This window comes from Streptosporangium roseum DSM 43021, from assembly GCF_000024865.1.
GTDB classification, from domain to species: domain Bacteria; phylum Actinomycetota; class Actinomycetes; order Streptosporangiales; family Streptosporangiaceae; genus Streptosporangium; species Streptosporangium roseum.
In genome coordinates, this window is the sequence record NC_013595.1 from 118267 (window position 1) to 137201 (window position 18935).

At 70.8% G+C, this 18935-nt stretch carries 20 protein-coding genes and 1 tRNA gene; 12 read left to right on the forward strand and 9 right to left on the reverse strand.

Going from position 1 to position 18935, the window contains the following annotated elements; genetic code table 11:
• Positions 1-3: 3 nt before the first annotated feature.
• The gene (locus SROS_RS00575; RefSeq protein WP_012886918.1) at positions 4-744 is read right to left on the reverse strand and encodes an FHA domain-containing protein; all 741 of its coding nucleotides are present in this window, start codon (positions 742-744) and stop codon (positions 4-6) included.
• 156 nt (positions 745-900) lie between these two features.
• Here SROS_RS00575 and SROS_RS00580 point away from each other — a divergent pair.
• A tRNA-Leu gene (locus tag SROS_RS00580) sits at positions 901-983 on the forward strand.
• Between the two features lie 334 nt (positions 984-1317).
• Here SROS_RS00580 and SROS_RS00585 read toward each other — a convergent pair.
• Positions 1318-2352 (reverse strand): hemolysin family protein, encoded by a 1035-nt coding sequence (locus SROS_RS00585; protein ID WP_012886919.1) that lies wholly within the window; start codon positions 2350-2352, stop codon positions 1318-1320.
• Positions 2349-3809 (reverse strand): hemolysin family protein, encoded by a 1461-nt coding sequence (locus tag SROS_RS00590; protein WP_012886920.1) that lies wholly within the window; start codon positions 3807-3809, stop codon positions 2349-2351. The genes SROS_RS00585 and SROS_RS00590 overlap by 4 nt, the downstream gene beginning before the upstream one ends.
• 598 nt (positions 3810-4407) lie before the next feature.
• Between SROS_RS00590 and SROS_RS00595 the strand changes: the two genes are divergently transcribed.
• On the forward strand, positions 4408-5379 hold the full coding sequence (locus SROS_RS00595) for an LCP family protein (protein WP_148268904.1): 972 nt from the start codon (positions 4408-4410) through the stop codon (positions 5377-5379).
• A 940-nt stretch (positions 5380-6319) separates the two neighbouring features.
• On the opposite strand, the gene SROS_RS00600 is transcribed toward SROS_RS00595, so the two are convergent.
• Positions 6320-6979, reverse strand: coding sequence for a GOLPH3/VPS74 family protein (locus SROS_RS00600; protein ID WP_012886922.1), 660 nt, complete (start codon positions 6977-6979; stop codon positions 6320-6322).
• Between the two features lie 110 nt (positions 6980-7089).
• Here SROS_RS00600 and SROS_RS00605 point away from each other — a divergent pair, with 110 nt between their 5' ends.
• The 4 genes from SROS_RS00605 (at position 7090) to SROS_RS00620 (ending at position 10418) form a co-directional block, all read left to right on the forward strand.
• A complete protein-coding gene (locus SROS_RS00605) occupies positions 7090-7668 on the forward strand; it encodes a DM13 domain-containing protein (RefSeq protein WP_012886923.1) in 579 nt (192 codons plus the stop codon).
• A gap of 15 nt (positions 7669-7683) precedes the next feature.
• A complete protein-coding gene (locus tag SROS_RS00610) occupies positions 7684-8289 on the forward strand; it encodes a TenA family protein (protein ID WP_012886924.1) in 606 nt (201 codons plus the stop codon).
• Positions 8290-8563: 274 nt separating this feature from the next.
• Positions 8564-8896: a rhodanese-like domain-containing protein gene (locus SROS_RS00615; protein ID WP_012886925.1), complete on the forward strand. Its 333-nt coding sequence runs from the start codon at positions 8564-8566 to the stop codon at positions 8894-8896.
• A 175-nt stretch (positions 8897-9071) separates the two neighbouring features.
• Positions 9072-10418 (forward strand): purine-cytosine permease family protein, encoded by a 1347-nt coding sequence (locus SROS_RS00620; protein WP_012886926.1) that lies wholly within the window; start codon positions 9072-9074, stop codon positions 10416-10418.
• A gap of 56 nt (positions 10419-10474) precedes the next feature.
• Here SROS_RS00620 and SROS_RS00625 read toward each other — a convergent pair whose 3' ends face one another.
• Positions 10475-11059, reverse strand: coding sequence for a methylated-DNA--[protein]-cysteine S-methyltransferase (locus SROS_RS00625; protein WP_012886927.1), 585 nt, complete (start codon positions 11057-11059; stop codon positions 10475-10477).
• Between the two features lie 74 nt (positions 11060-11133).
• Here SROS_RS00625 and SROS_RS00630 point away from each other — a divergent pair, with 74 nt between their 5' ends.
• Together SROS_RS00630 and SROS_RS00635 are read left to right on the forward strand one after the other, a co-directional pair.
• On the forward strand, positions 11134-13056 hold the full coding sequence (locus tag SROS_RS00630; RefSeq protein ID WP_012886928.1) for a sensor histidine kinase: 1923 nt from the start codon (positions 11134-11136) through the stop codon (positions 13054-13056).
• 174 nt (positions 13057-13230) lie between these two features.
• Positions 13231-13668: an ATP-binding protein gene (locus SROS_RS00635; RefSeq protein WP_245564697.1), complete on the forward strand. Its 438-nt coding sequence runs from the start codon at positions 13231-13233 to the stop codon at positions 13666-13668.
• A gap of 78 nt (positions 13669-13746) precedes the next feature.
• Here the strand turns inward: SROS_RS00635 and SROS_RS00640 are convergent, their stop codons facing one another.
• The 3 genes from SROS_RS00640 to SROS_RS50635 all read right to left on the reverse strand — a co-directional run bounded on the left by SROS_RS00640 (position 13747) and on the right by SROS_RS50635 (position 14943).
• Positions 13747-14442, reverse strand: a complete 696-nt coding sequence (locus tag SROS_RS00640) for a YidC/Oxa1 family membrane protein insertase (RefSeq protein ID WP_012886929.1) — start codon at positions 14440-14442, stop codon at positions 13747-13749.
• 70 nt (positions 14443-14512) lie between these two features.
• Positions 14513-14779: a DUF6412 domain-containing protein gene (locus SROS_RS00645; protein WP_012886930.1), complete on the reverse strand. Its 267-nt coding sequence runs from the start codon at positions 14777-14779 to the stop codon at positions 14513-14515.
• Positions 14776-14943 (reverse strand): hypothetical protein, encoded by a 168-nt coding sequence (locus tag SROS_RS50635; RefSeq protein ID WP_165781303.1) that lies wholly within the window; start codon positions 14941-14943, stop codon positions 14776-14778. Before SROS_RS50635 ends, SROS_RS00645 begins: the two co-directional genes overlap by 4 nt.
• Before the next feature lie 115 nt (positions 14944-15058).
• Between SROS_RS50635 and SROS_RS00650 the strand changes: the two genes are divergently transcribed.
• Together SROS_RS00650 and SROS_RS00655 are read left to right on the forward strand one after the other, a co-directional pair.
• The gene (locus SROS_RS00650; RefSeq protein ID WP_012886932.1) at positions 15059-15754 is read left to right on the forward strand and encodes a response regulator transcription factor; all 696 of its coding nucleotides are present in this window, start codon (positions 15059-15061) and stop codon (positions 15752-15754) included.
• Positions 15751-16878, forward strand: a complete 1128-nt coding sequence (locus SROS_RS00655) for a sensor histidine kinase (RefSeq protein WP_012886933.1) — start codon at positions 15751-15753, stop codon at positions 16876-16878. The genes SROS_RS00650 and SROS_RS00655 overlap by 4 nt, the downstream gene beginning before the upstream one ends.
• A gap of 89 nt (positions 16879-16967) precedes the next feature.
• On the opposite strand, the gene SROS_RS52565 is transcribed toward SROS_RS00655, so the two are convergent.
• Entirely contained in the window at positions 16968-17519 is a 552-nt protein-coding gene (locus SROS_RS52565) for a hypothetical protein (RefSeq protein WP_012886934.1), read from the reverse strand.
• A 284-nt stretch (positions 17520-17803) separates the two neighbouring features.
• Between SROS_RS52565 and SROS_RS00665 the strand changes: the two genes are divergently transcribed.
• Both SROS_RS00665 and SROS_RS00670 read left to right on the forward strand, forming a co-directional pair.
• On the forward strand, positions 17804-18157 hold the full coding sequence (locus tag SROS_RS00665) for an STAS domain-containing protein (protein WP_012886935.1): 354 nt from the start codon (positions 17804-17806) through the stop codon (positions 18155-18157).
• On the forward strand, positions 18154-18834 hold the full coding sequence (locus SROS_RS00670; protein WP_012886936.1) for a glycosyltransferase family 2 protein: 681 nt from the start codon (positions 18154-18156) through the stop codon (positions 18832-18834). The genes SROS_RS00665 and SROS_RS00670 overlap by 4 nt, the downstream gene beginning before the upstream one ends.
• Positions 18835-18935 lie beyond the last annotated feature (101 nt).

An 18935-nucleotide genomic window follows, 5' to 3' on the forward strand; every position in this document is an offset into this window, starting at 1 on the left:
CCTTTAATCGCGCCGGAAAACCAGAGTCGTCCGCCCCAGCGTCACGCGAGTGCCGTTCTGGAGCTCGACCCGGCGGACCGGCTGGCCGTTGACGAAGGTGCCGTTCGTGGAGCCGAGGTCGACGAGCACGACCTGGGGGCCCTCCACGCGCAGCTCGGCGTGGTGCCGTGACACACCCGGATCGACCAGCCGTAGATCACAGTCGGTGCCCCTGCCGAGCAGGGTCACCGGGGTGGTCAGGTCGTAGGACCGCTGGCCCTGCGGGTCGTCCTGGGTCGAGACCAGCAGGCGGGGGCGGCCCCCGAAGGCGTGCGGCTTGGCCGCCGGCACGTCGCTCACCGGCTGGCGGATCTCGTCCTGTTCGACGGTCGCGCCGCGGATCACGCCGGAGCGGATCCGGAACAGACCGACCGCCAGATCGTCGGCCGTCTCGAAACGCACCCGGACCGGTCCCACGAAGGAGTAGCCCTGTTCCTTGGCGTACTCCCTGGCGAGGTTGGCCAGTTCAAGGCTGATGCTGTCCGCGTAGACCTCCAGTCGCTCGCTGTCCGTGGTGGACAGCTCGACCACGAAGTCGTTCGGCACGAGCGTGCGCCCTTGGGCGACGATCGCCGCACGTTCGTCCATCTCGCGTTGAACCGCGCTGGCCACCTCGACCGGCTGAAGGTCAGATTTGAACGCCCGCGCAAAGGCTCCCTCAACCAAGCCTTCGAGCCTCCGCTCGAAGCGCTGAAGGACTCCCACCGGGTACCTCCCTTCCTCCGTCTACCTAGGTCACGGCCGCTTGGGGCTTGTTCCTCGCTCTCTCGCACCCAGCCGTTCCGCTCCGCGTCTAGGAGGATCGTATCCGGGTTCGTGGGTACCGGCTGATCCGTGCTAATGTTTCCACCGCACCCAAAAGGGCGGGTGGCGGAACGGCAGACGCGCACGGTTCAGGTCCGTGTGTCCGAAAGGACGTGAGGGTTCAAATCCCTCCTCGCCCACTCAAACAGAGCCTCGGCCGCGCGGACAGCGCACCGGGGCTTTCTTGTTTTCCGGGGGATCCGCGCGTTCATCGGGGCCGTCCGTGGAGTCTGGTGCCGCTCGGTTCGATCATCGATCAAAGTAGTCGTTCGCTCCCTTATAGAGAAGTCCCAGCCGCTATGTAGGGGACTTCCGGGTTTTGGGCCGGTACGGCATGCATCCACGTTCTACTCACCTGCGCTTGCCGGGCGCTTTCCGGGCACTTGCAGGAAATCGGGCGATCATGAATTCGATTACGCTGACAGAGAAATCGGGCCGGGGGAGGTCTCTCCCCCGGCCCGTCCGCTCTCTCCGCTAGCGCGTGGCGAGGATCCGGACGTCCAGAAGCTCGCCGAGCAGGTCGGTGAGACTCACCATGCCGGCCACCTCGCCGCCTCCGTCTGTGACGAGACCCACGTGGGCGTGGGCCTCCTGGAGGACGGAGACCGCCTCGGGGATCGTCGTGCTCTTCTCCAGCCGGGGCACCGGCCGGGCGAGCTCCGCGGGGCTCGCGCCGGGCCGGACCAGGACGTCTCTGACGTGCAGCACGCCCAGGACGTCGGCCGGCCTGCCGGAGTTGACCAGCAGGCGCAGGTGCCCGCTGTCGGCGGCCGCGCGGCGCACCTGGGTCTCGGTGGCGTCCCCGGTCACGCAGGTGGCCTCCCCGATGGGCAGCATCAGGCGTTCGACGGGCTGCTGGTGGACCCGCAGGGCCCGGGTGAGCAGGTCGTGCTCGTCCCGGTCGAGCAGGCCCATCCGGCCGGACTCGCCGACCAGCATGGCGAGCTGGACCGGGGTCCTGGTGGTGGCCAGCTCGTCCCTGGCGTGCACGCCGAACACCCTCAGCAGCGCGTTGGTCAGCCCGTTGAGGGAGGACAGCACCGGCCGGATCAGCCAGGTGAAGCCGCGGAACGGCAGCGCCAGGCTCATCGCGGCGATCTCCGGATGGGTCAGCGCCCACGACTTGGGGGCCATCTCACCGATCACCATGTGCAGGAAGGTGACCAGCGCCAGCGCGATCACCAGCGAGATGGGGACCTGCAGCGACTCGGGCAGGCCGACCAGCGCGAAGACCGGCTCCAGCAGGTGCTCGATGGCCGGCTCGGTCACCATGCCCAGGCCGAGCGAGCACAGCGTGATGCCGAACTGGGCGCCGGCGAGCATCAGGGAGAGCTCCCTGCCGCCGCGCACGGCGGCGCGGGCCGAGACCCGGGTCAACCGGCCGCCCTTGCCCGCGAGCTCCTCCAGGCGATGCCTGCGGGCCGAGATGACCGCGAACTCGGCGGCGACGAAGAAGGCGTTGCCGATCAGCAGGGCCACGCCGAGCAGCAAAGCTCCTGTGGTGCTCATCGTCCGTCCACCACGCTTCGCTCGATCATGGGTCTGTCGGCGCCGCGGTCGATCATCCGCGGCGCGGCCATCGCGTGCTCGCCGTTCTTCCCGGGGACCTCCGCCTTCCCGGGGACCTCCGCCGCGGCCGGTGCCAGCCGTACCCACTCGGGGACCCTGCGGTGCACCGACAGCACGGTGAGCACCGCGTCGGCCTCGTCGGCGCTGTCGTTCTCCAGCAGGTCGGTCTCAAGGGTCAGCGTGACGGTGACCTGGTCGCCGGGCTCGGCCATCCGGCCGAGGGTGGCGAGCACCAGGCCGGCGATGGTCTCGTAGCCGTCGCTCTCGGGGAGCTCCAGCTTGGTCGCCCGCTCGACCTCGTCGAGCCGGAGCGTGCCGGGCAGGTCCCAGGTGCCGTCGTCGTTGGCGACGACGCCGGCGGGCTCGGGGTCGTTCTCGTCGATCAGCTCGCCCACTAGCTCCTCGGCCAGGTCCTCGACGGTGACCACACCGGCGAGCCCGCCGTACTCGTCGATGACGCAGGCCAGGTCGTCGCCGGCGGCGCGCATGCGCTCCAGCACGACCGGGAGCGGCAGCGAGTCGGGGACCAGCAGCGCGGGACGGGTGATCTCCTCCAGCGACCCGTCGGTCAGGCCGGACTTGAGCAGCTCCCGTACGCCGGTGACGCCGACCACGTCCTCGCCGTTGTCCTTGCAGAGCACCGGATACCGGGAGTGGCCGTGCTCGCGGACGGCGTCGAGCAGGTCGGAGATCGGGCGCTCGGCCCGGAGCAGCACCACGCGGGGGCGCGGCACCATGACGTCCTCGGCGGTGCGGTCGCCGAACTCCAGCGCCCGCTCCAGCAGCTCCGAGAGCCGCGGGGGAAGGTCGCCGGCCGTGGCCGACTCGGAGATGATCCGCGACAGCTCCTCGGGGCTGGCGCCGTGCTCGACCTCCTCCACCGGCTCCACTCCCACCCGGCGCAGCAGGCCCGTGGCGGCGGAGTCGAACAGCCGGATGACGGGCCCGGCGATTTTGAGGTAGACGATGGTCGAGCCGGAGAGGAATTTGGCCACCGGCTCGGGACGGGCGATGCCCAGGTTCTTGGGGGCGAGCTCGCCGAGCACCATCTGGACGACGGTGGCGACCGCGATGGCCAGCGCCACCGCGATGCCCGGGACCGCCGCCTCCGGCACGCCCGCGGCCTCCAGCCCCGGACGGATGACCGTGGCGATGGCGGGTTCGGCGATGAAGCCGACGAGCAGCGCGGTCACGGTGATGCCGAGCTGCGCGCCCGACAGCATGAACGACAGGCGGCCCGTCACCTCCAGCGCCCGCTTGGCCGCCGCGTCCCCGGCTTCGGCCTGTTCGCGCAGCACGCCGCGGTCGGCGGCGACGAAGGCGAACTCCTGGGCGACGAAGTAGCCGGTGGCAAGAGTGAGGAGCAGTACGGCCAGCAGGCCGAGAGCCGTGTTCACCGGGCGGCTCTCCCGGTCGAGTCATCTATTCCCGTGCGTCCGCACGGGCAGGTACTCCATGAGTCCGGAGTGGACACGATCATCCTTTCGCGTAGGGGTCGTCCCTTACCGTAACGATCCATGTGGGGGTCGATGTTTCCAGATCGGCCGACGATCACATCGTTGGTGGCTAAGTACCCTTCTGCGTACATTTACATAGGGAAACCTTTAAGAGGCGTCGGCGCGCGACGGAGCCACGACGTAGCGTCGATAATGGCGTTCTCATCGAGGGTTCAAGAAGTGGCGGGGATACGACGTGGCTGACTGGCCGGAAGACGACGATCGCACACGGGCATTGCGATCGCCCCAGCCCGCGCCGCCCCGGGCGGCGGGGCAGCCCGCCTACCCGGCACAGGGGCGGGGCCGGCCGGCGGGGCCCGACGAGGAGGCGCCGACCGACGGCACGCGACCGCGCGCGACCTCACGGGTATACGGCAAGGCCAGGGAGGGCTCCGGCCCGGTCAGGCCGTTCCCCGGTACGGACGCTCCTCCCGCCGGATCTCCAGACGGATCCTCCGGCGGCTCCTCCGGAGGGAAAGGCGGGACCCGGATGCCGAGCATGACCTGGCGCCCGAAGCGGCCGGGCAGGCTGATCGCACGGATCCTCATCGGCCTGCTCGTCGTGCTGCTGGTGCTCGCCGTCGGCGGATACTTCGTGATCAATTCGCGGCTGACCCGGATCGAGGCGCTCACCGACTACGACGGCCGGCCCGCCGACACCCCCGGCACCAACTGGCTGCTGGTCGGCTCCGACAGCCGCGCCGGCCTGACCAAGGCCCAGCGCAGGAAACTCGCCACCGGCAGCTCCGTCGGCCGCCGGACCGACACGATGATGCTGCTGCACATCCCCGACACCGGCGACCGCCCGACCCTGGTCAGCCTCCCGCGTGACTCCTACGTGCCGATCGACGGCCACGGCAGCGGCAAGCTCAACGCCGCCTACGCCTACCAGGACGGCGGTCCCAAGCTCCTCGCCAAGACCGTGGAGAAGGTCACCGGGCTCCGGATCGACCACTACATGGAGATCGGCTTCGGCGGCTTCGTGGGCATCGTGGACGCCATCGGCGGGGTCGAGATCAACGTCAAGCAGGCCATCAAGGACCCCAAGGCGGGCATCGACCTGAAGAAGGGCCTGCAGACGATGGACGGCGGCACGGCCCTCGGCTACGTCCGCACCCGCGCCACCGGCGCCATCCCCGACTTCGACCGGACCCAGCGCCAGCGCCAGTTCTTCTCCGCGGTGGTGAAGAAGGCGGCCAGCCCCGGAGTCCTGATCAACCCCTTCCGCTCCATCCCCCTCGCGCTGAGCGCCACCGACTCGGTGGCCGTCGGGGAGGAGAGCGGCGCCTTCAACCTGCTCTCCCTCGGCCTCGCCATGGGCGACAACCCGGTGACCACGGTCGTCCCGGTCGGCTCCCTGCCGACCATCAACGGGGAGGCGGTCGTCAAGTGGGACACGGCCAAGGCCCTGCGCATGTTCGACGCCCTGGCCGAGGACAGGCCGGTCCCCAAGGACGCTCTCGGCAAGTAGCGGCCCGGCCTGAAGGCTGACGGGGCACCGCACCGCTCCACCGGCGTCTCGGCGGGTCGTGGCACGGCTGGAGCACGCGGGGGCCCGTGGGTTGCGTCCACGGATGTGGCGGACGGCTTCCGCCGGTGGCGGGCGGCGGTAGCGGTTTCCGTTCACCTCCGTTCCGGCCCAGGAGGCGTCCATCTGTGCGGCGCCGTACGGGGGTGGAAGGTCAAAAGCGCAGCGAGGGGTGGATGGAGTGGCCGGGGGCCGGCCCATCCATGCGGCGCCGTACGGGGGTGGAAGGTCAAAAGCGCAGCGAGGGGTGAGTGGGGTGGCCGGGGACCGGCCCATCCGCGCGGCGCCGTACGGAGTGCTCCCGCTGCGCGGGCGGGAGGGGGCGGTGCGGGGTTTTTCCTTGATCTGTTGGGATTGGCGGCGCTATGGACGCCCAATCCCAACAGATCAAGGAAAACTCCTGATCCCTGCTGCTCTCGGGGCTCATCGGCGCCCGCCCTGCCTCGCCCGGTCCACCACCGCCCCCCTCACCAGGCCTTCCCACCCGCCCAACGCCCCTCCTGAGCACCGCCCCCAGACCACGAGAAACCGGCCCACACGGAACACGGAAGGAGCGGCCCCCGGCCACGCCACTCACCTCTCGCTGCGCTTTTGACCTTCCACCCGGTACGGCGCCGCACGAAAGAACCGGTCCCCGGGCCACTCCGCCTGCCCTCGCTGCGCTTTTGACCTGCCAGCCCGGCGAAGCCGCGCCGGTTGACGGCGAATGGCCCCGACGCCACCCCGGCCCCCGGCCTTACCCTCGGCCCAGCATCGGCATCGGATACTCGTACACCACACCACTGGACGTGGCCGGCTCCGTGGGTCTCCCGGCGGGCGGCGGTCCGGCCGGAACGCCCGCCGGGCCCGCCGTATCGGCGGCGGGGCGCCGGCTCCCGGCGTCTCAGCCGCTCGTGGCGGCGGTGCTCGCGGCGATGGATCCGGCGATCACCGCGGTCATGACGGCGGAGTTGATGGCGGCGATCGTCTTGGCGACGGCCGCGCCTGCCCACTCGCCCTCGGTGATCTCCTTGATGCGCTCCTTGCTCGCGCCGGGGAACGCCTTGCGGTCGATCTTGGCCGCGTGCAGGACGGCGATCAGCACGGCCGCCCGCTCGTCGGGGACGGCCCCGGACAGCACGCTCTGGACGCTCTCCCGGATGCCCTGCTCGACACGGGGGTCACGCTCCGGGTAGCGGGTGCTGGGGAAGATCCCGAGGATCTTCCGCGGCTCCTCGCTCAGCACGCCCCGCTCGGCCAGGCGGGAGAGCAGGCGCTTGCGGAGCTTGGCCGAGTGGAGCTTGTAGACCCACCAGTCGGGCTTGCGCTCCTTCGGCTCCCCGACGATCCGGGCCAGCGCCGCGTCCAGCTCCTCGTCGCCGAGGGGCGTGGGATCCAGGACGGTGACCTTCTTGTCGGCCAGGTCGATCCGGCCGTCGATGGCCAGCTCCGCCAGCAGGGCGCCGCCGAGCGCGGCGTCGAGCTCCGATGAGCCGATCAGTTGTTTGCCCTCCACCTCGCTGTAGGCGAGCAGGAGGACTTCCTCGGCGATGATGGTCGTCATTCCTCCGACCCTATGCCGTAAGCACCACGTAAGCGCTGGTGGCGGGTATCCGGGATACCTTCGCCCCAAGGCCCTGGACATCGTGACGACCACAGGGTCCGGAGGACATCATGCGTATCAGGAGACTGCTCCGCCACCCGGCCGCCTGGGCGGTCATGACGCTGGGCGCCGTCGCGCTCGGCGTCGCCCTGTACCTGTTCCAGCCCTGGCGCCTGTTCACCACGGTCGAGGTGGACGAGGCCGTACCGGTCGCCGCCGTGACCCCGAGGGCGACCCCGGAGGCGGGCGGGCGGACCACCGCCACCCGGCCGCCGGACGGGCGGGCGAAGGCCGCGGAAGGGCCCAGGACCCTGGCCGCGGGCACGTTCGTCTCGCACGAGCACAGCACCGAGGGCAGGGCCAGGGTGCTGGAGCTGGCCGACGGCAGCCGGGTGCTCAGGATCGAGGGCCTGGAGACCTCAGACGGTCCCGACCTCCGGGTCTGGCTGAGCGACCAGCCTGTCAAGGAGGGCAGGGCCGGGTGGTTCAACCTCGACGACGGCAAGCACCTCGAACTGGGCGAGCTCAAGGGCAACAGGGGCAACGCCAACTACGCCATCCCGGCCGGGGCCGACCTGGACAGCCTGAGGACCGCCACCATCTGGTGCAAGCGCTTCGGCGTCTCCTTCGGCGCCGCTGCCCTGACCTGAGACAATGCTCGGCTTATGAGCATTTCTGCAGAACTCCATGCCATCGGCCGCCCGCTCGTCGAGGCGCAGCTCGCCCACCCGACGGTGGTGGGGATCGCCAAGGGGAACCTGGCGGAGCCGGTGTTCCGGTCGTGGCTGGAGCAGGACTACCTGTTCCTCCTCGACTACGTGCGGGTGTTCTCACGGCTGGCCTGGCAGGCCCCGGACGGGCACCTGGGCGACCTGGTGGACCTGGCCCACGCCACCTTCCACGAGGAGCTGGCCCTGCACCGGTCCCTGTCGGCCGAGTTCGGCGCCGACCTCGACGGAGCGAAGAAGGGGCCGGCCTGCGTGGCCTACACCTCCTTCCTGCTCGACTCCGCGGCGGACTACGCCGACGGCCTGGCCGCGCTCTACCCCTGCATGTGGGGCTACTCCACCCTCGGACGCGTCCTCGCCGAGAACCCTCCGGCCGAGCCGCGCTACCGGGCCTGGGTCGATACCTACGCGCATCCCGGCTTCGCCGAGCTGACCGGTCGCATCGCCGTGATGATCGACGAGGCCGTGCCGGACCTCGGCAGGGCCGGGGCACTGTTCACCGAGGGGATGGCCCACGAGCTCGCCTTCTGGGACGTGCCCTGACCCGGCCGCTCGGGCACGCGCCCCGGGAGGCCTTTCCGGCCATGGCCCGGCTCCTCACGGACATGCCCCGAACCCGGCCGGACGGTGCCCCGCCCTCTTCCGGCGCTCCGCCCTCGCTCCGCGCCGGTCGGCTCTGACCTGCGGCGGAGAGCGCCAGGCCGGCGCGTTCGGCGGGGAGCGCCCGAGTCCGCTCATGAGCGCCCGCGCGCATATGTTGATGAGGTTGCGGGCGGTCCAGCCGCTTTGCGCCCCATCCGGTGACGGACTTGAAAGAATGGATGCCATGAGTGTTCCTGAGGTCGAGGTGCAGGACGTGCCGGATGGCGCGTTCCTGCTTGACGTGAGAGAGAACGACGAGTGGCGGGCCGGGCACGCGCCCGCGGCCGTCCACATCCCGCTCGGTGAGCTGCAGGCCCGGGTCGGCGAGGTGCCCAAGGACGCGCCCGTCTACGTGGTCTGCCGCGCCGGCAGCCGTTCCGCCCACGCCGCCGCCTGGCTCGGCCATGTCGGCTGGGACGCGATCAACGTGGGCGGAGGCATGCAGTCTTGGGAGGTCGCCGGTCGGCCCATGGTCAGCGAGAGCGGGCAGGATCCGTTCGTCGCCTGACCCGGCCCTTGCGGAAAAGGGAAGGGATGACATAATTCGGGGCGAATTATCTACCGCGGGAGCTCGGGCGGAACCGGGCTGAGAGGGCGGAACCAGGCAGAGGGGCATGTGGCCCCTCCGACGCGCCGCCGACCGCATGAACCTGTCCGGGTAATGCCGGCGTAGGGAGCGTTTCATGACGTCTGACGTCATCGATGCCAAGCATGCCGAGGCCCCCCTCACTCTCGACCAGGCTCCGCCGAAGACCCTCGGCGCGCTCGACCAGGGCGCGTTCTGGGCCAATCTGGGCGTCAGCCTGCTCGGCTTCTCCTTCGCGCTTTTCCTGATCAACCCGCTGAACGACGACAACCCGCTCACCTTCACCGCGGCGCTGGTCGCCTCCCTCGTCGGCAGCCTCATCGGCACCGCGATGGTCGGTCTCGCCGCGGTGCCCGGGGCGCAGACCGGCCAGCCCGCGATGGTGCTGCTGCGGGGGCTGTTCGGCGCGCGGCTCTCCGCCGTCCCGACCGTGCTCAACATCATCCAGATGATCGGCTGGGGCGCGTTCGAGCTGTGGGTCGTCGCCATGGGCGCACAGGCGATCTTCGGGACGTCCGTCCCCTACGCGGCCTGGGCGATCGCGGCCGGAGTCCTGACGACGGCGCTGACCATCTACCCGCTGGGCGCGATCAGGCTGCTGCGGCGCTTCGTCACGGTCGGCGTGGTCATCTCGATCATCTGGTTCGCGGTGGTCTTCCTGCGTGACACCCCCGCCCAGACGGGTGGCTCCTGGGACGCCTTCGCGCCGGCCGTGGACTTCGTCATCGCCCTGTCGGTGTCATGGGTGCCGGTCGCGGCGGACTACGCCAGATACTCCCGCTCCAGCCGCGCGGCGTTCGGCGGCGTCGTCGGCGGCTACACCATCGCCCAGGTGGCCTGCCTGGCCGTCGGCGTCTACGCGGTCGCGCTCGCCGGTCACGGCGCGGTGTCCGATCAGCCGACGGCCGTGTTCGCGCCGTTCGTGGCGGCTCCGCTCGGCGCGCTGTTCTTCGGCATCCTCGTGCTGCGCGAGACCGACCAGTCGTTCGCGAACGTCTACTCCACGGCGATGTCGCTGCAGAACCTGATGCCGCGGGTGGACCGCCGGATCTTCTCCGTGGCCATCGGCGTGCTGACCACCGGCGTCGCCCTCGTCGTCGACGTCAACTCCTACGGGGCGTTCCTCGGCATCATCGGCGCGGTGTTCGTGCCGATGCTCGGCGTGCTGGCGGTCGACTACTTCCTGCTCGGCCACGGCAGGGACTGGGACACCTCCGAGAACGCGCCCTCCCGCTGGCTCATGGTGATCCCGTGGGTGCTCGGCTTCGCCACCTGGTGGCTGCTCGCCGCGCCCTCGGCCGTGCCGTGGTGGGCGGCGATCTGGAACGGCGTCCGGCAGGCCGTCGGCTTCACCCCGCAGCCGTGGATGAGCGCGGCGGTCGGCGCGTTCCTGGTCGCGGGCCTGGTCACCCTCGGCCTCGGCGCGCTCCGCCGCCGCAGGTGAACCGGCGCGCCACGGGCGCGCCGGTCGCGGGCGTGCAGAGCTCTCGTGAACGCGGCCTACGAGCCGCCGGGTGAGCGGCTCCCGTTGGCTCCCTCGACACGCAGCAGTCGCCCCTTGGCGGTCGCGCCCCCCGCGTAACCGCCGAGGACGGCCTCGTTCTCGACCACCCGGTGGCAGGGCACGATCACGCAGACGGGGTTGCTCCCCAGCGCGTTGCCGACCGCCCGCAGCGCCCTCGGCCTGCCGATCCGCTCGGCGATCTCGCGGTAGGTGGTCACCGTTCCGTACGGCACGGCGATCATCATCTGCAGCACGGTCCTGGCGAAAGAGGTCGCCAGCCGCAGGTCCGCCGTGATGGTGAAGGCGCGCAGCCGCCCGGAGAAGTAGGCGTCCAGCTCCCGGCGGACCGGATCGAGCCGCCGCGGGTCCGGCCCGATGAACGATCCGACCTCCCGGCTGACGCGCTCGAAGACGACGTTCTCGTCCTCGTAGCTGCACGCCACGACGCCGCGGTTGGTCACCGCCAGGATGAGCCGCCCCACAGGGCCGTCCAGGGTGCCGAACGCGATGTCGGGGTGGGTTTTCCCTATGTAGTCGGGCGAGGTCACCCGTAGCAGTGCGTCGATGTCACCGGATGACATGGCCCCACCCTTTCGTATCCAGGTGTGTGGTGACCGCAGCGTATCGGACGGATCACCCCAACGAGTGTCAGCACATGCGGACGAAAGTGCCAAGATCAGGCTGGTTGACGCGGCACTATGGATGCGTGGGTGACAACAGGGCCGCCAGTGACGACGGCATCGGCCGTGCGGTCATCGCCGGTGCGCCCAACGCGATCGTCGCCATCGACCGGGATCAGGCGGTCCTGACGTGGAATCCCGCCGCCGAGCGGCTGTTCGGCTGGTCCGCCGGGGAGCTGCTCGGCCGCCGGGTCCCGCTGGTCCCCGAGGAGCTGACGGCCGAGCACAACGCGGTCCTGGAACGGGTCCGCACCGGTGGCCAGGTCTCGCTGCGGACCAAGCGGTTCCGCCGGGACGGCAGCCTGATCGACGTGCGGGTCGACACCAGCGCGCTCCGCTCCGAGGCGGGGGTCCTGCTCGGCTACGTCAGTGTCTACCACCTGACCCAGGACGACGAGACCGCCCACGACCGGGTGGCCCGCCGGGCGCAGCTCGTCCGCAGGCTCACCGACGTGGTCGCCGACATCAACGCGGAGCGGGAGCTGCCCGCCGTGCTCGACCGGATCGCGGCCAGCCTCGCCGAGCTGACGGGGGCCGACGCGGGCGGGTTCGTGCTCATCGAGGGCGACCGGGTCCGACTCGTGGCCAGCCACCGGCTCCCCGGCTCGCTGCGCGACTCCACCGCCGACCTCCGTACGAGCCTGGTCGGCAAGCTCCTGCGCACCGGCAGGACAGTGATGCTGGAGACCGGCGACCAGGCCCGGCTGGACGAGCTGATCTGGTCGCAGCTCCCCGGCCTGCACACCATCGCGCTCGGCGTCGCCGCGGTGGGCGGCCGGCCGTACGGCGCGCTGTACGCCCTGTTCGCCAAGCGCAAGGCCGGCCATGTGGAGCTGGAGCTGCTCGAACTGCTCGCCGGGCACGCCGGGATCGCCGTCGCCAACGCCATGGCCTACCAGGAGGCCGTACGGCAGCGCGCCCACGAGCGGGCCGTGTTCGACGCCAGCGCCGACGGCATCGCGGTCCTCGACGGCGCGGGCCGGGTCATCCAGTGGAACCCGGCCGCCACCGAGCTGACGGGCTTCCACGCGGCCGAGGTGATCGGCGGGCCGCCGCCGTTCCAGCTGCCGGAGCCGGGCGACAAGCTCACCCTTCAACTGCCCTCGGGCGCCTGGCTGGACGTGCTCTGCGCCGAGATCGTGGAGACGGGCGAGATCGTGGTCGACTTCCGCGACATCACCCGGGCCAAGGAGCTGGAGGAGGCCAAGGACCTCTTCCTCGCCACCACCAGTCACGAGCTGCGCACCCCGATCACGGTGGTCCGCGGCTTCGCCGGCACGCTCGACTCGCGCTGGGACAACATGACCGACGCCGAGCGGCGCGCGGCCGTGCACACCATCGCCGAGCGGGCTCGCTCCCTCGGCCAGCTCATGGACCACCTGCTGCTGGGCTCCCGTGCCGGGGCGGGTGAGCTCACCCTCAGGATCGAGGGGTTCGACCTCGGCGAGCTGCTCCGGGCCGCCACGCTGGGCCTGCCGGTCCTGTCGGACCTGCACCGGGTCGAGGTGAGCATCCCCGAGGATCTGCCCTCGGTCTCCGGCGACGCGCTCGCCACCGACATCATGCTCGGCCAGCTCCTGGAGAACGCGTTCAAGTATTCGCCGGACGGCGGCCTCATCAGGGTCGAGGCCTGGGCCGCCGGCGAGCGGGTGATAGTGGTCGTGGACGACGAGGGCGTGGGCATCGACCCGGCCAGCAGGGAGCGCGTCTTCGAACGCTTCGTCCAGGGCGACAGCGGCGACCGCCGCCGGTTCGGCGGGGTCGGCCTCGGTCTTTACATCGTGCGCAGCCTGGCCCAGGCCCAGGGAGCCGAGGTGTCGGCCCACCCTCGTCCGGGGGGCGGCACCCGCATGAGACTGGCCCTGCGCATTGCCGACACGCCAGGCGCCCTTACCTAAGTGACACGCCGATGCGGTAACGACCCGGTAACGGATGAGCTGATCTATTGTCGAATGTGCACAAGCTGTAATTGGCGCTCGGTTTCTAAGACCATCTAACGGGGCATTTCGGTCGTACTGGGGTGTGTTCCTCAGGGGGAACAGGGATACGGGGAGGTGAGTGCGTCGAGCGTCGTGTTGTTGCCGTATGCACCGTCCAGCGTCGCTGTCGCACGCCAACGCCTCTGCTCTGACCTGCAGGAATGGGGGGTCTACGAGACCGCGATAGATGATGCGGTCCTCGTGGTGAGCGAGCTGCTGAGCAACGCGCTGCGGCACGCACATCCTTTACCGTCCGGTCAGATCAGGGTGGCGTGGCGCTGGACTGACGGGCATGTCGAGGTCGCGGTGAGTGACGGAGGCGCCGCCACCGAGCCGAGGGCCGGTCGGCCCACGCTCTCCTCCCTGGGGGGCAGGGGCCTTGGCATCGTCGAGTATCTGGCCGCGAAATGGGGGGTCAGACACGACGGTGAGATCACCACTGTCTGGGCGGTGGTGACGACTGTCAGCACTGTGAGTAACGGTAACGGTCAGGTTTCCATCCCCGAACCCATCCTGAGGGAATGCGGATAGGTCCCGTCCCGCTTCACCCCGGTGAAGCGGGACAAGGTCCTGATCACCCTCCGGCGGGCGCCGCGCCGTACAGCATGATCACCCTCCGGCGGGCGCCGCGCGGTACAGCACCGCCCTCTCGCCGGCCGCCCATGCCGTGGTGACCAGCAGGTAGAGCCCCGCCGCGAGGGGGAGCACGGCCGCGGCCAGCAGCGTCCCGAACGGCAGGAGCGGCATCACCCTGCGGAGCAGCTCCGGCTGGACCTGCTCGCCCATCGTGCGGCGCATCCGCCGCGATGTGACCGATGCCACGGCGAGCAGCAGCAGGAAGAGCCCGGCGAAGACCAGGGTGGGCACGCTGAGCAGTCCGAACCCGGCCACCGCGCCCGCGAACTGCTGTCCCAGCGGCACGCCGAACAGCCCGTGGGTGAGGAGGGCGTTCGCGTGCCCGGCGATCACCGAGGAGGCGAAGACCTGGTACATCAGCATGAAGAACGGCATCTGGGCGAAGCCCGGCAGGCAGCCGGCCAGCGGTGAGGCCTTCTCCCCGGCGTAGAGCGCGGTCAGCTCCCGGTGGAGCCTCTCGGGGTCGCGCCCGTGCCGCCTCCGCAGCTCCTGGACCTCGGGCGCCAGCCGCGCCCTGACCCGCTCGCCCCTGGCCTGCATGACGCTGAGCGGGAGCAGCAGGAGCCGGACGCCGAGGGTGAACAGGACGATCGCCAGTGCGGTGGAGCCCAGCGGCTGGGCGAGCGCGGTGATGAGATCGGCGGTGAACTCGATGACGGGGTCGAACATGGGAGCCCTTCTGACTGGAATGGAATCAGCACAGAAGGCGCCCGCGATCCGGACGTGTCCGAGCGTGGCTCTACGCGGGCGCCGGGCCCGGTGAGGGTGCTCTCGGCCGTGACCGCCCGGCCGCGTCGGGGTCGCGCTGCCGGACGAACATGGTCTGCCTGGCCCGGTCCCGGCGGGACAGCGCCGAGCGTGGGCCCGCCTCCGAGGTGAGGGGCAGCGCGCGCAGCGCCCAGGCGAGCAGGAGCACGCCCAGCCCGACCACCGCGGTCGCCGTCACGGCCCCGCCGCCGTCGAACATCCAGACGGACAGCGTCTGGAGGGCGAGCAGCACGCTCACTTGGCGAACTTGCCCGCGACCGTGACCACGGCGACGACCACGAAGGCGACCAGCGCCAGCACGATCAGGAACTTGAACAGCCCGAACAGAGCGGGCAGCACGAGCCCGAACACGACGTAGAGCGCGAGGACGACGCCCAGGACTGCCATGACGGTACGACTCATGATCCCACCGTACGTCCGGGACCGGCCGGTTGGGAGCCCGAACCATAACGATCCAGTGCTTACGGAGTGGTGACGCGCGTAGGGATCGGCCACCACCGGGCCTAACGTGGGAAACATGAGCGCGCGGATTCTGGTGGTCGACGACGACCCGACGGTGGCCGAGGTCGTGGCCCGCTACCTGGAACGCGACGGCCACGTGGTCGAATGCGTCGGAGACGGCGCCGAAGCGCTCAGGCGCGCGCTGTCCGACCCGCCGGACCTGCTGGTGCTCGACCTCATGCTGCCGAAGATGGACGGGCTCCAGGTCTGCAGGAAGCTCAGGGAGCGCTGGCCGGTTCCGGTGATCATGCTGACCGCCCTGGGGGAGGAGATCGACAGGGTCGTCGGTCTGGAGACCGGCGCCGACGACTACGTCACCAAGCCGTTCAGCCCCCGCGAGCTGGCCCTGCGCGTCCAGTCCGTGCTGCGGCGGGCGCGCGGCGCCTCGACGCCGGCCGGAACCGGCGTGCTCAGGGACGGCACCCTCGTGGTCGACGTCGGCGCCCACGAGGTACGGCTCGGCGACGGCCAGATCATGCTGACCGCCCGCGAGTTCGACCTCCTGGCCCATCTCATGCGCAACCCCCGCCAGGCCTTCAGCCGCTCCGCCCTGCTCGACCAGGTCTGGGGCTGGTCCTTCGGCGACTCCTCCACGGTGACCGTCCACGTCCGCCGCCTCCGCGAGAAGATCGAGCCGGACCCGACCGCCCCCCGGCGCATCGTCACGGTCTGGGGCGTCGGCTACCGCTACGAACCCCTGACGCAGCCGTGATCCCCGAGATCCTGCTCATCGTCGCCGTCACGGCGGGGCTCGGCCTGCTGGTCGCGCTGGCCGGGCTCGGCGCGATGCGGCTGCTGCGGGAGCGGTCGATCGGGGTGATGCTCGCGGTGGTCGCCGTGGTGACCGTCCTGGCCACGGTGGGAGGTGTGGTCGCCATCACCCTGAAAATGATCATCGAGGGCACGCCCAGGGACATCGTGCTCAGCGTGGTCGCGGTCGGCGGCCTGGTCGGGCTGGGGGTCGCGACGGTGCTCGCCCGCCGCGTCGTGGCGGCCAGCCGCAAGCTCGTCGCCGCCGTGCACGCCGTCCCGCCCTCGGGCGAGTTCGCCCCGCCCCGCGGTCTCCCCGCCGAGCTCGACACCATCGCCAGGACCCTGGAGGAGGCCTACGAGCGCCTCCGCCTGGGCCACGAACGCGAACGCGCCCTGGAGAGCGCCCGCCGCGAGCTCGTCGCCTGGGTCAGCCACGACCTGCGCACCCCGCTGGCCGGCATGCGGGCCATGGCCGAGGCCCTGGAGGACGGCGTGGTCGCCGACCCGGAGACCGTGCGCCGCTATCACACGCAGATCCGCCTGGAGGTGGAACGGCTGTCGGGCATGGTGGGCGACCTGTTCGAGCTCTCCAGGATCCACGCGGGGGCGCTGCGCCTGTCCCGGCGGCGGATCGGCCTCAGCGACCTGGTCGCCGACGCCCTGGCCGGGGTGGAACCGCTGGCCCGGGCCAAGGGAGTACGGCTGGCGGGCCAGGTCGACCAGGCGGTCCCGGTCCAGGCCGACGCCGGAGAGCTGTCCCGGGCCCTGCGCAACCTGGTGGTCAACGCGATCAGGCACACCCCGGGCGACGGCACGGTCCGGGTGCGCGCGCTGGTGGAGGACGGCCTGGCCTGCCTGCAGGTCGCCGACTGCTGCGGCGGCATCCCGGCGGACGACCTGCCCCGCGTGTTCGACGTGGCCTTCCGCGGCGAGGCGGCCCGGACCCCCAGCGCGGACGGCGCGGGGGCCGGGCTCGGCCTGGCGATAGCCCGCGGCATCGTCGAGGCACACGAGGGGGCCATCGACGTCGTCAACGCCGGGCCCGGCTGCCGCTTCGAGATCCGCCTCCCGCTGTCCACCTGAGGAGCGGTGCGCGGCAGTGCGGGGCCCTCCCGGGACCCGCGGGACTCCCGGGAGGGTTCTTCACAGGCCGGAGGGAGGCCCGCACGAGATCAGACGGTCATGTCTCCCACGACCCCGTGGGGGGTCATCAGCACCCGGATCTCCTCCCCGGCCCGACCGGCCTCTCCGGGCCGGCCGGCTTCTTCGACCCGGCCGCCCTCTCCTGGCCGGCCGGGCCCCTTCGCGTGGCCGGGGCTCTGCGAGCGGCCGGGGACGACGAGGGTCACCTGGGCGTCCTCGTCGTTCTCGCCGTCGTCGGGCTCGACGTGCTGGCAGGAGGTGGGGGTCCTGGGACTGCCGAAGGACTCGGCCATGGCGCGGAAGGTGGGGCACGGCCACCGCCACATGCAGCTGCGGCAGCGCAGGATCGGGTGCGCCGCGTCGCTGGTGATGCCACCCGCGTCGCGGGGCTGGTGCAGGTCGAGAAGCCTGACCCCGAGTGCGGCGAAGCCGAGCAGCTCCTCGCGCGCTCCTTCGAGGAAGTCGAGGTCCTCGGTCGCCAGGCGGGTTCTGATCGGGACGTAGCCCTCACGGTTCACCAGGCCGCGCAGGGAGTTGGCCGCATCGTGCCACGAGGTGGCCTTCTCGGTGCGGGTGATCATTGACTCCAGGTGCTCCCGGAGTCGCTGCCGTTGGGGATCCTCAGGAAGGTCGGTGTTCATTGATGCGTTCGAGCCCGTTTCTACTCAACGGCCGCCACTGACGTAGCGCAGGGACGGTCGGGAGATTCCGGGTCTCCCCCCTTTCCGGCTGAGCCGGTGTTGCACAGTGTCAAGTTTCGCGCACTCACGGTTTCCGTGAGGGCGAAACGGGGGACAAAGGGCCGACGACTCGGGTTGGGCGAGAGAACGTGACCAGCGGCCTTCGCGCCGCTAGTGTGCCCGCTGTGGAGCTAAAAGTCTCAACTCGATCTCATGCCGGGCACACCGTCATGACCATTGTCGGGGAAATCGACCTATATACCGCGCCTGGCCTGCAGTCCGAGTTCACTCGGCTGCTCCAGGAGAGCCCGACCACCTACGTGGTCATCGACATGTCCGGGGTGGAGTTCTGTGATTCCACCGGTATGAACGTGCTACTGTCCGCGCTCAAGCGTCTGAAAGAGCGCGGCGGCACCCTGGAGCTGGCGGCACCGCGGCCCGCCGTACGCAAGATTCTCCAGGTCACCGGTCTCGACTCGGTGTTCACCGTGCACGAGGCGGTGCCCGGGAAGCTGCTGACCGCCGAACCCAAGGGATGACCGGAACAGCGGTGATCATCCCCGCCAAGGATGAGGCCGACCGGATAGGCGCCACCGTGGCCGCGGCCCTGGCGCTCTCCGGTGTGGATCTCGTCATGGTCGTGGACGACGGATCGACGGACCAGACGGGCCGGGTGGCCAAGGCTGCCGGGGCCCGTGTCGTGCGGCACAGCCGTAACCGGGGCAAGGCCGCCGCCATGGAGAGCGGCGCCGAGGCCGTGCGCCTGTTCGACGGCGAGGAGCCTCGGCACCTGCTGTTCCTCGACGCCGACCTGGGCGAGAGCGCGCACGCGGCCGCGCCCCTGATCAAACCGGTCATGGCAGGTGAGGCGGACATGACCATCGCCGTGTTCGTCACCCGCGTGAAGCTGGGCGGTCACGGGCTCGTGGTGAGGCTCGCACGCGAGGGCATCGAGCGCGCGACCGGATGGACGCCCACCCAGCCGCTCAACGGCCAGCGCTGTCTGACCAGAGCCGCGTTCGAGGCGGCCAGGCCCCTGGCCCACGGCTTCGGCGTGGAGACCGCTCTTACGATCGATCTGCTCCGCAGGGGGTTCCGCGTGCGGGAGGTCGAGGTGGAGATGTCCCACCGGGCCACCGGCACCGACTGGAAGGCCCAGCTCCACCGGGCCAGGCAGTTCCGTGACGTCGCACGGGCCCTGCTGGCCCGCCGGTAGGCGCTCCTCCCGGTCGCGCCGCACCGGGCACTGTGCCGGATGTGCTGGAATTTGCGGGTGACTCGGGTTCCGTTGGCTGTCGATGAGAGGCGGGTTCCCGT

What these genes read in the sequence shown, in the direction of transcription:
- SROS_RS00585 (WP_012886919.1), bottom strand. Translation starts at nt 2,352, where the DNA reads ATGAGCACCACAGGAGCTTTGCTGCTCGGCGTGGCCCTGCTGATCGGC.
- SROS_RS00595 (WP_148268904.1), top strand. Translation starts at nt 4,408, where the DNA reads ATGACCTGGCGCCCGAAGCGGCCGGGCAGGCTGATCGCACGGATCCTC.
- SROS_RS00600 (WP_012886922.1), bottom strand. Translation starts at nt 6,979, where the DNA reads ATGACGACCATCATCGCCGAGGAAGTCCTCCTGCTCGCCTACAGCGAG.
- SROS_RS00605 (WP_012886923.1), top strand. Translation starts at nt 7,090, where the DNA reads ATGCGTATCAGGAGACTGCTCCGCCACCCGGCCGCCTGGGCGGTCATG.
- SROS_RS00610 (WP_012886924.1), top strand. Translation starts at nt 7,684, where the DNA reads ATGAGCATTTCTGCAGAACTCCATGCCATCGGCCGCCCGCTCGTCGAG.
- SROS_RS00615 (WP_012886925.1), top strand. Translation starts at nt 8,564, where the DNA reads ATGGATGCCATGAGTGTTCCTGAGGTCGAGGTGCAGGACGTGCCGGAT.
- SROS_RS00620 (WP_012886926.1), top strand. Translation starts at nt 9,072, where the DNA reads ATGACGTCTGACGTCATCGATGCCAAGCATGCCGAGGCCCCCCTCACT.
- SROS_RS00625 (WP_012886927.1), bottom strand. Translation starts at nt 11,059, where the DNA reads ATGTCATCCGGTGACATCGACGCACTGCTACGGGTGACCTCGCCCGAC.
- SROS_RS00630 (WP_012886928.1), top strand. Translation starts at nt 11,134, where the DNA reads ATGCGGACGAAAGTGCCAAGATCAGGCTGGTTGACGCGGCACTATGGA.
- SROS_RS00640 (WP_012886929.1), bottom strand. Translation starts at nt 14,442, where the DNA reads ATGTTCGACCCCGTCATCGAGTTCACCGCCGATCTCATCACCGCGCTC.
- SROS_RS50635 (WP_165781303.1), bottom strand. Translation starts at nt 14,943, where the DNA reads ATGAGTCGTACCGTCATGGCAGTCCTGGGCGTCGTCCTCGCGCTCTAC.
- SROS_RS00650 (WP_012886932.1), top strand. Translation starts at nt 15,059, where the DNA reads ATGAGCGCGCGGATTCTGGTGGTCGACGACGACCCGACGGTGGCCGAG.
- SROS_RS52565 (WP_012886934.1), bottom strand. Translation starts at nt 17,519, where the DNA reads ATGATCACCCGCACCGAGAAGGCCACCTCGTGGCACGATGCGGCCAAC.
- SROS_RS00670 (WP_012886936.1), top strand. Translation starts at nt 18,154, where the DNA reads ATGACCGGAACAGCGGTGATCATCCCCGCCAAGGATGAGGCCGACCGG.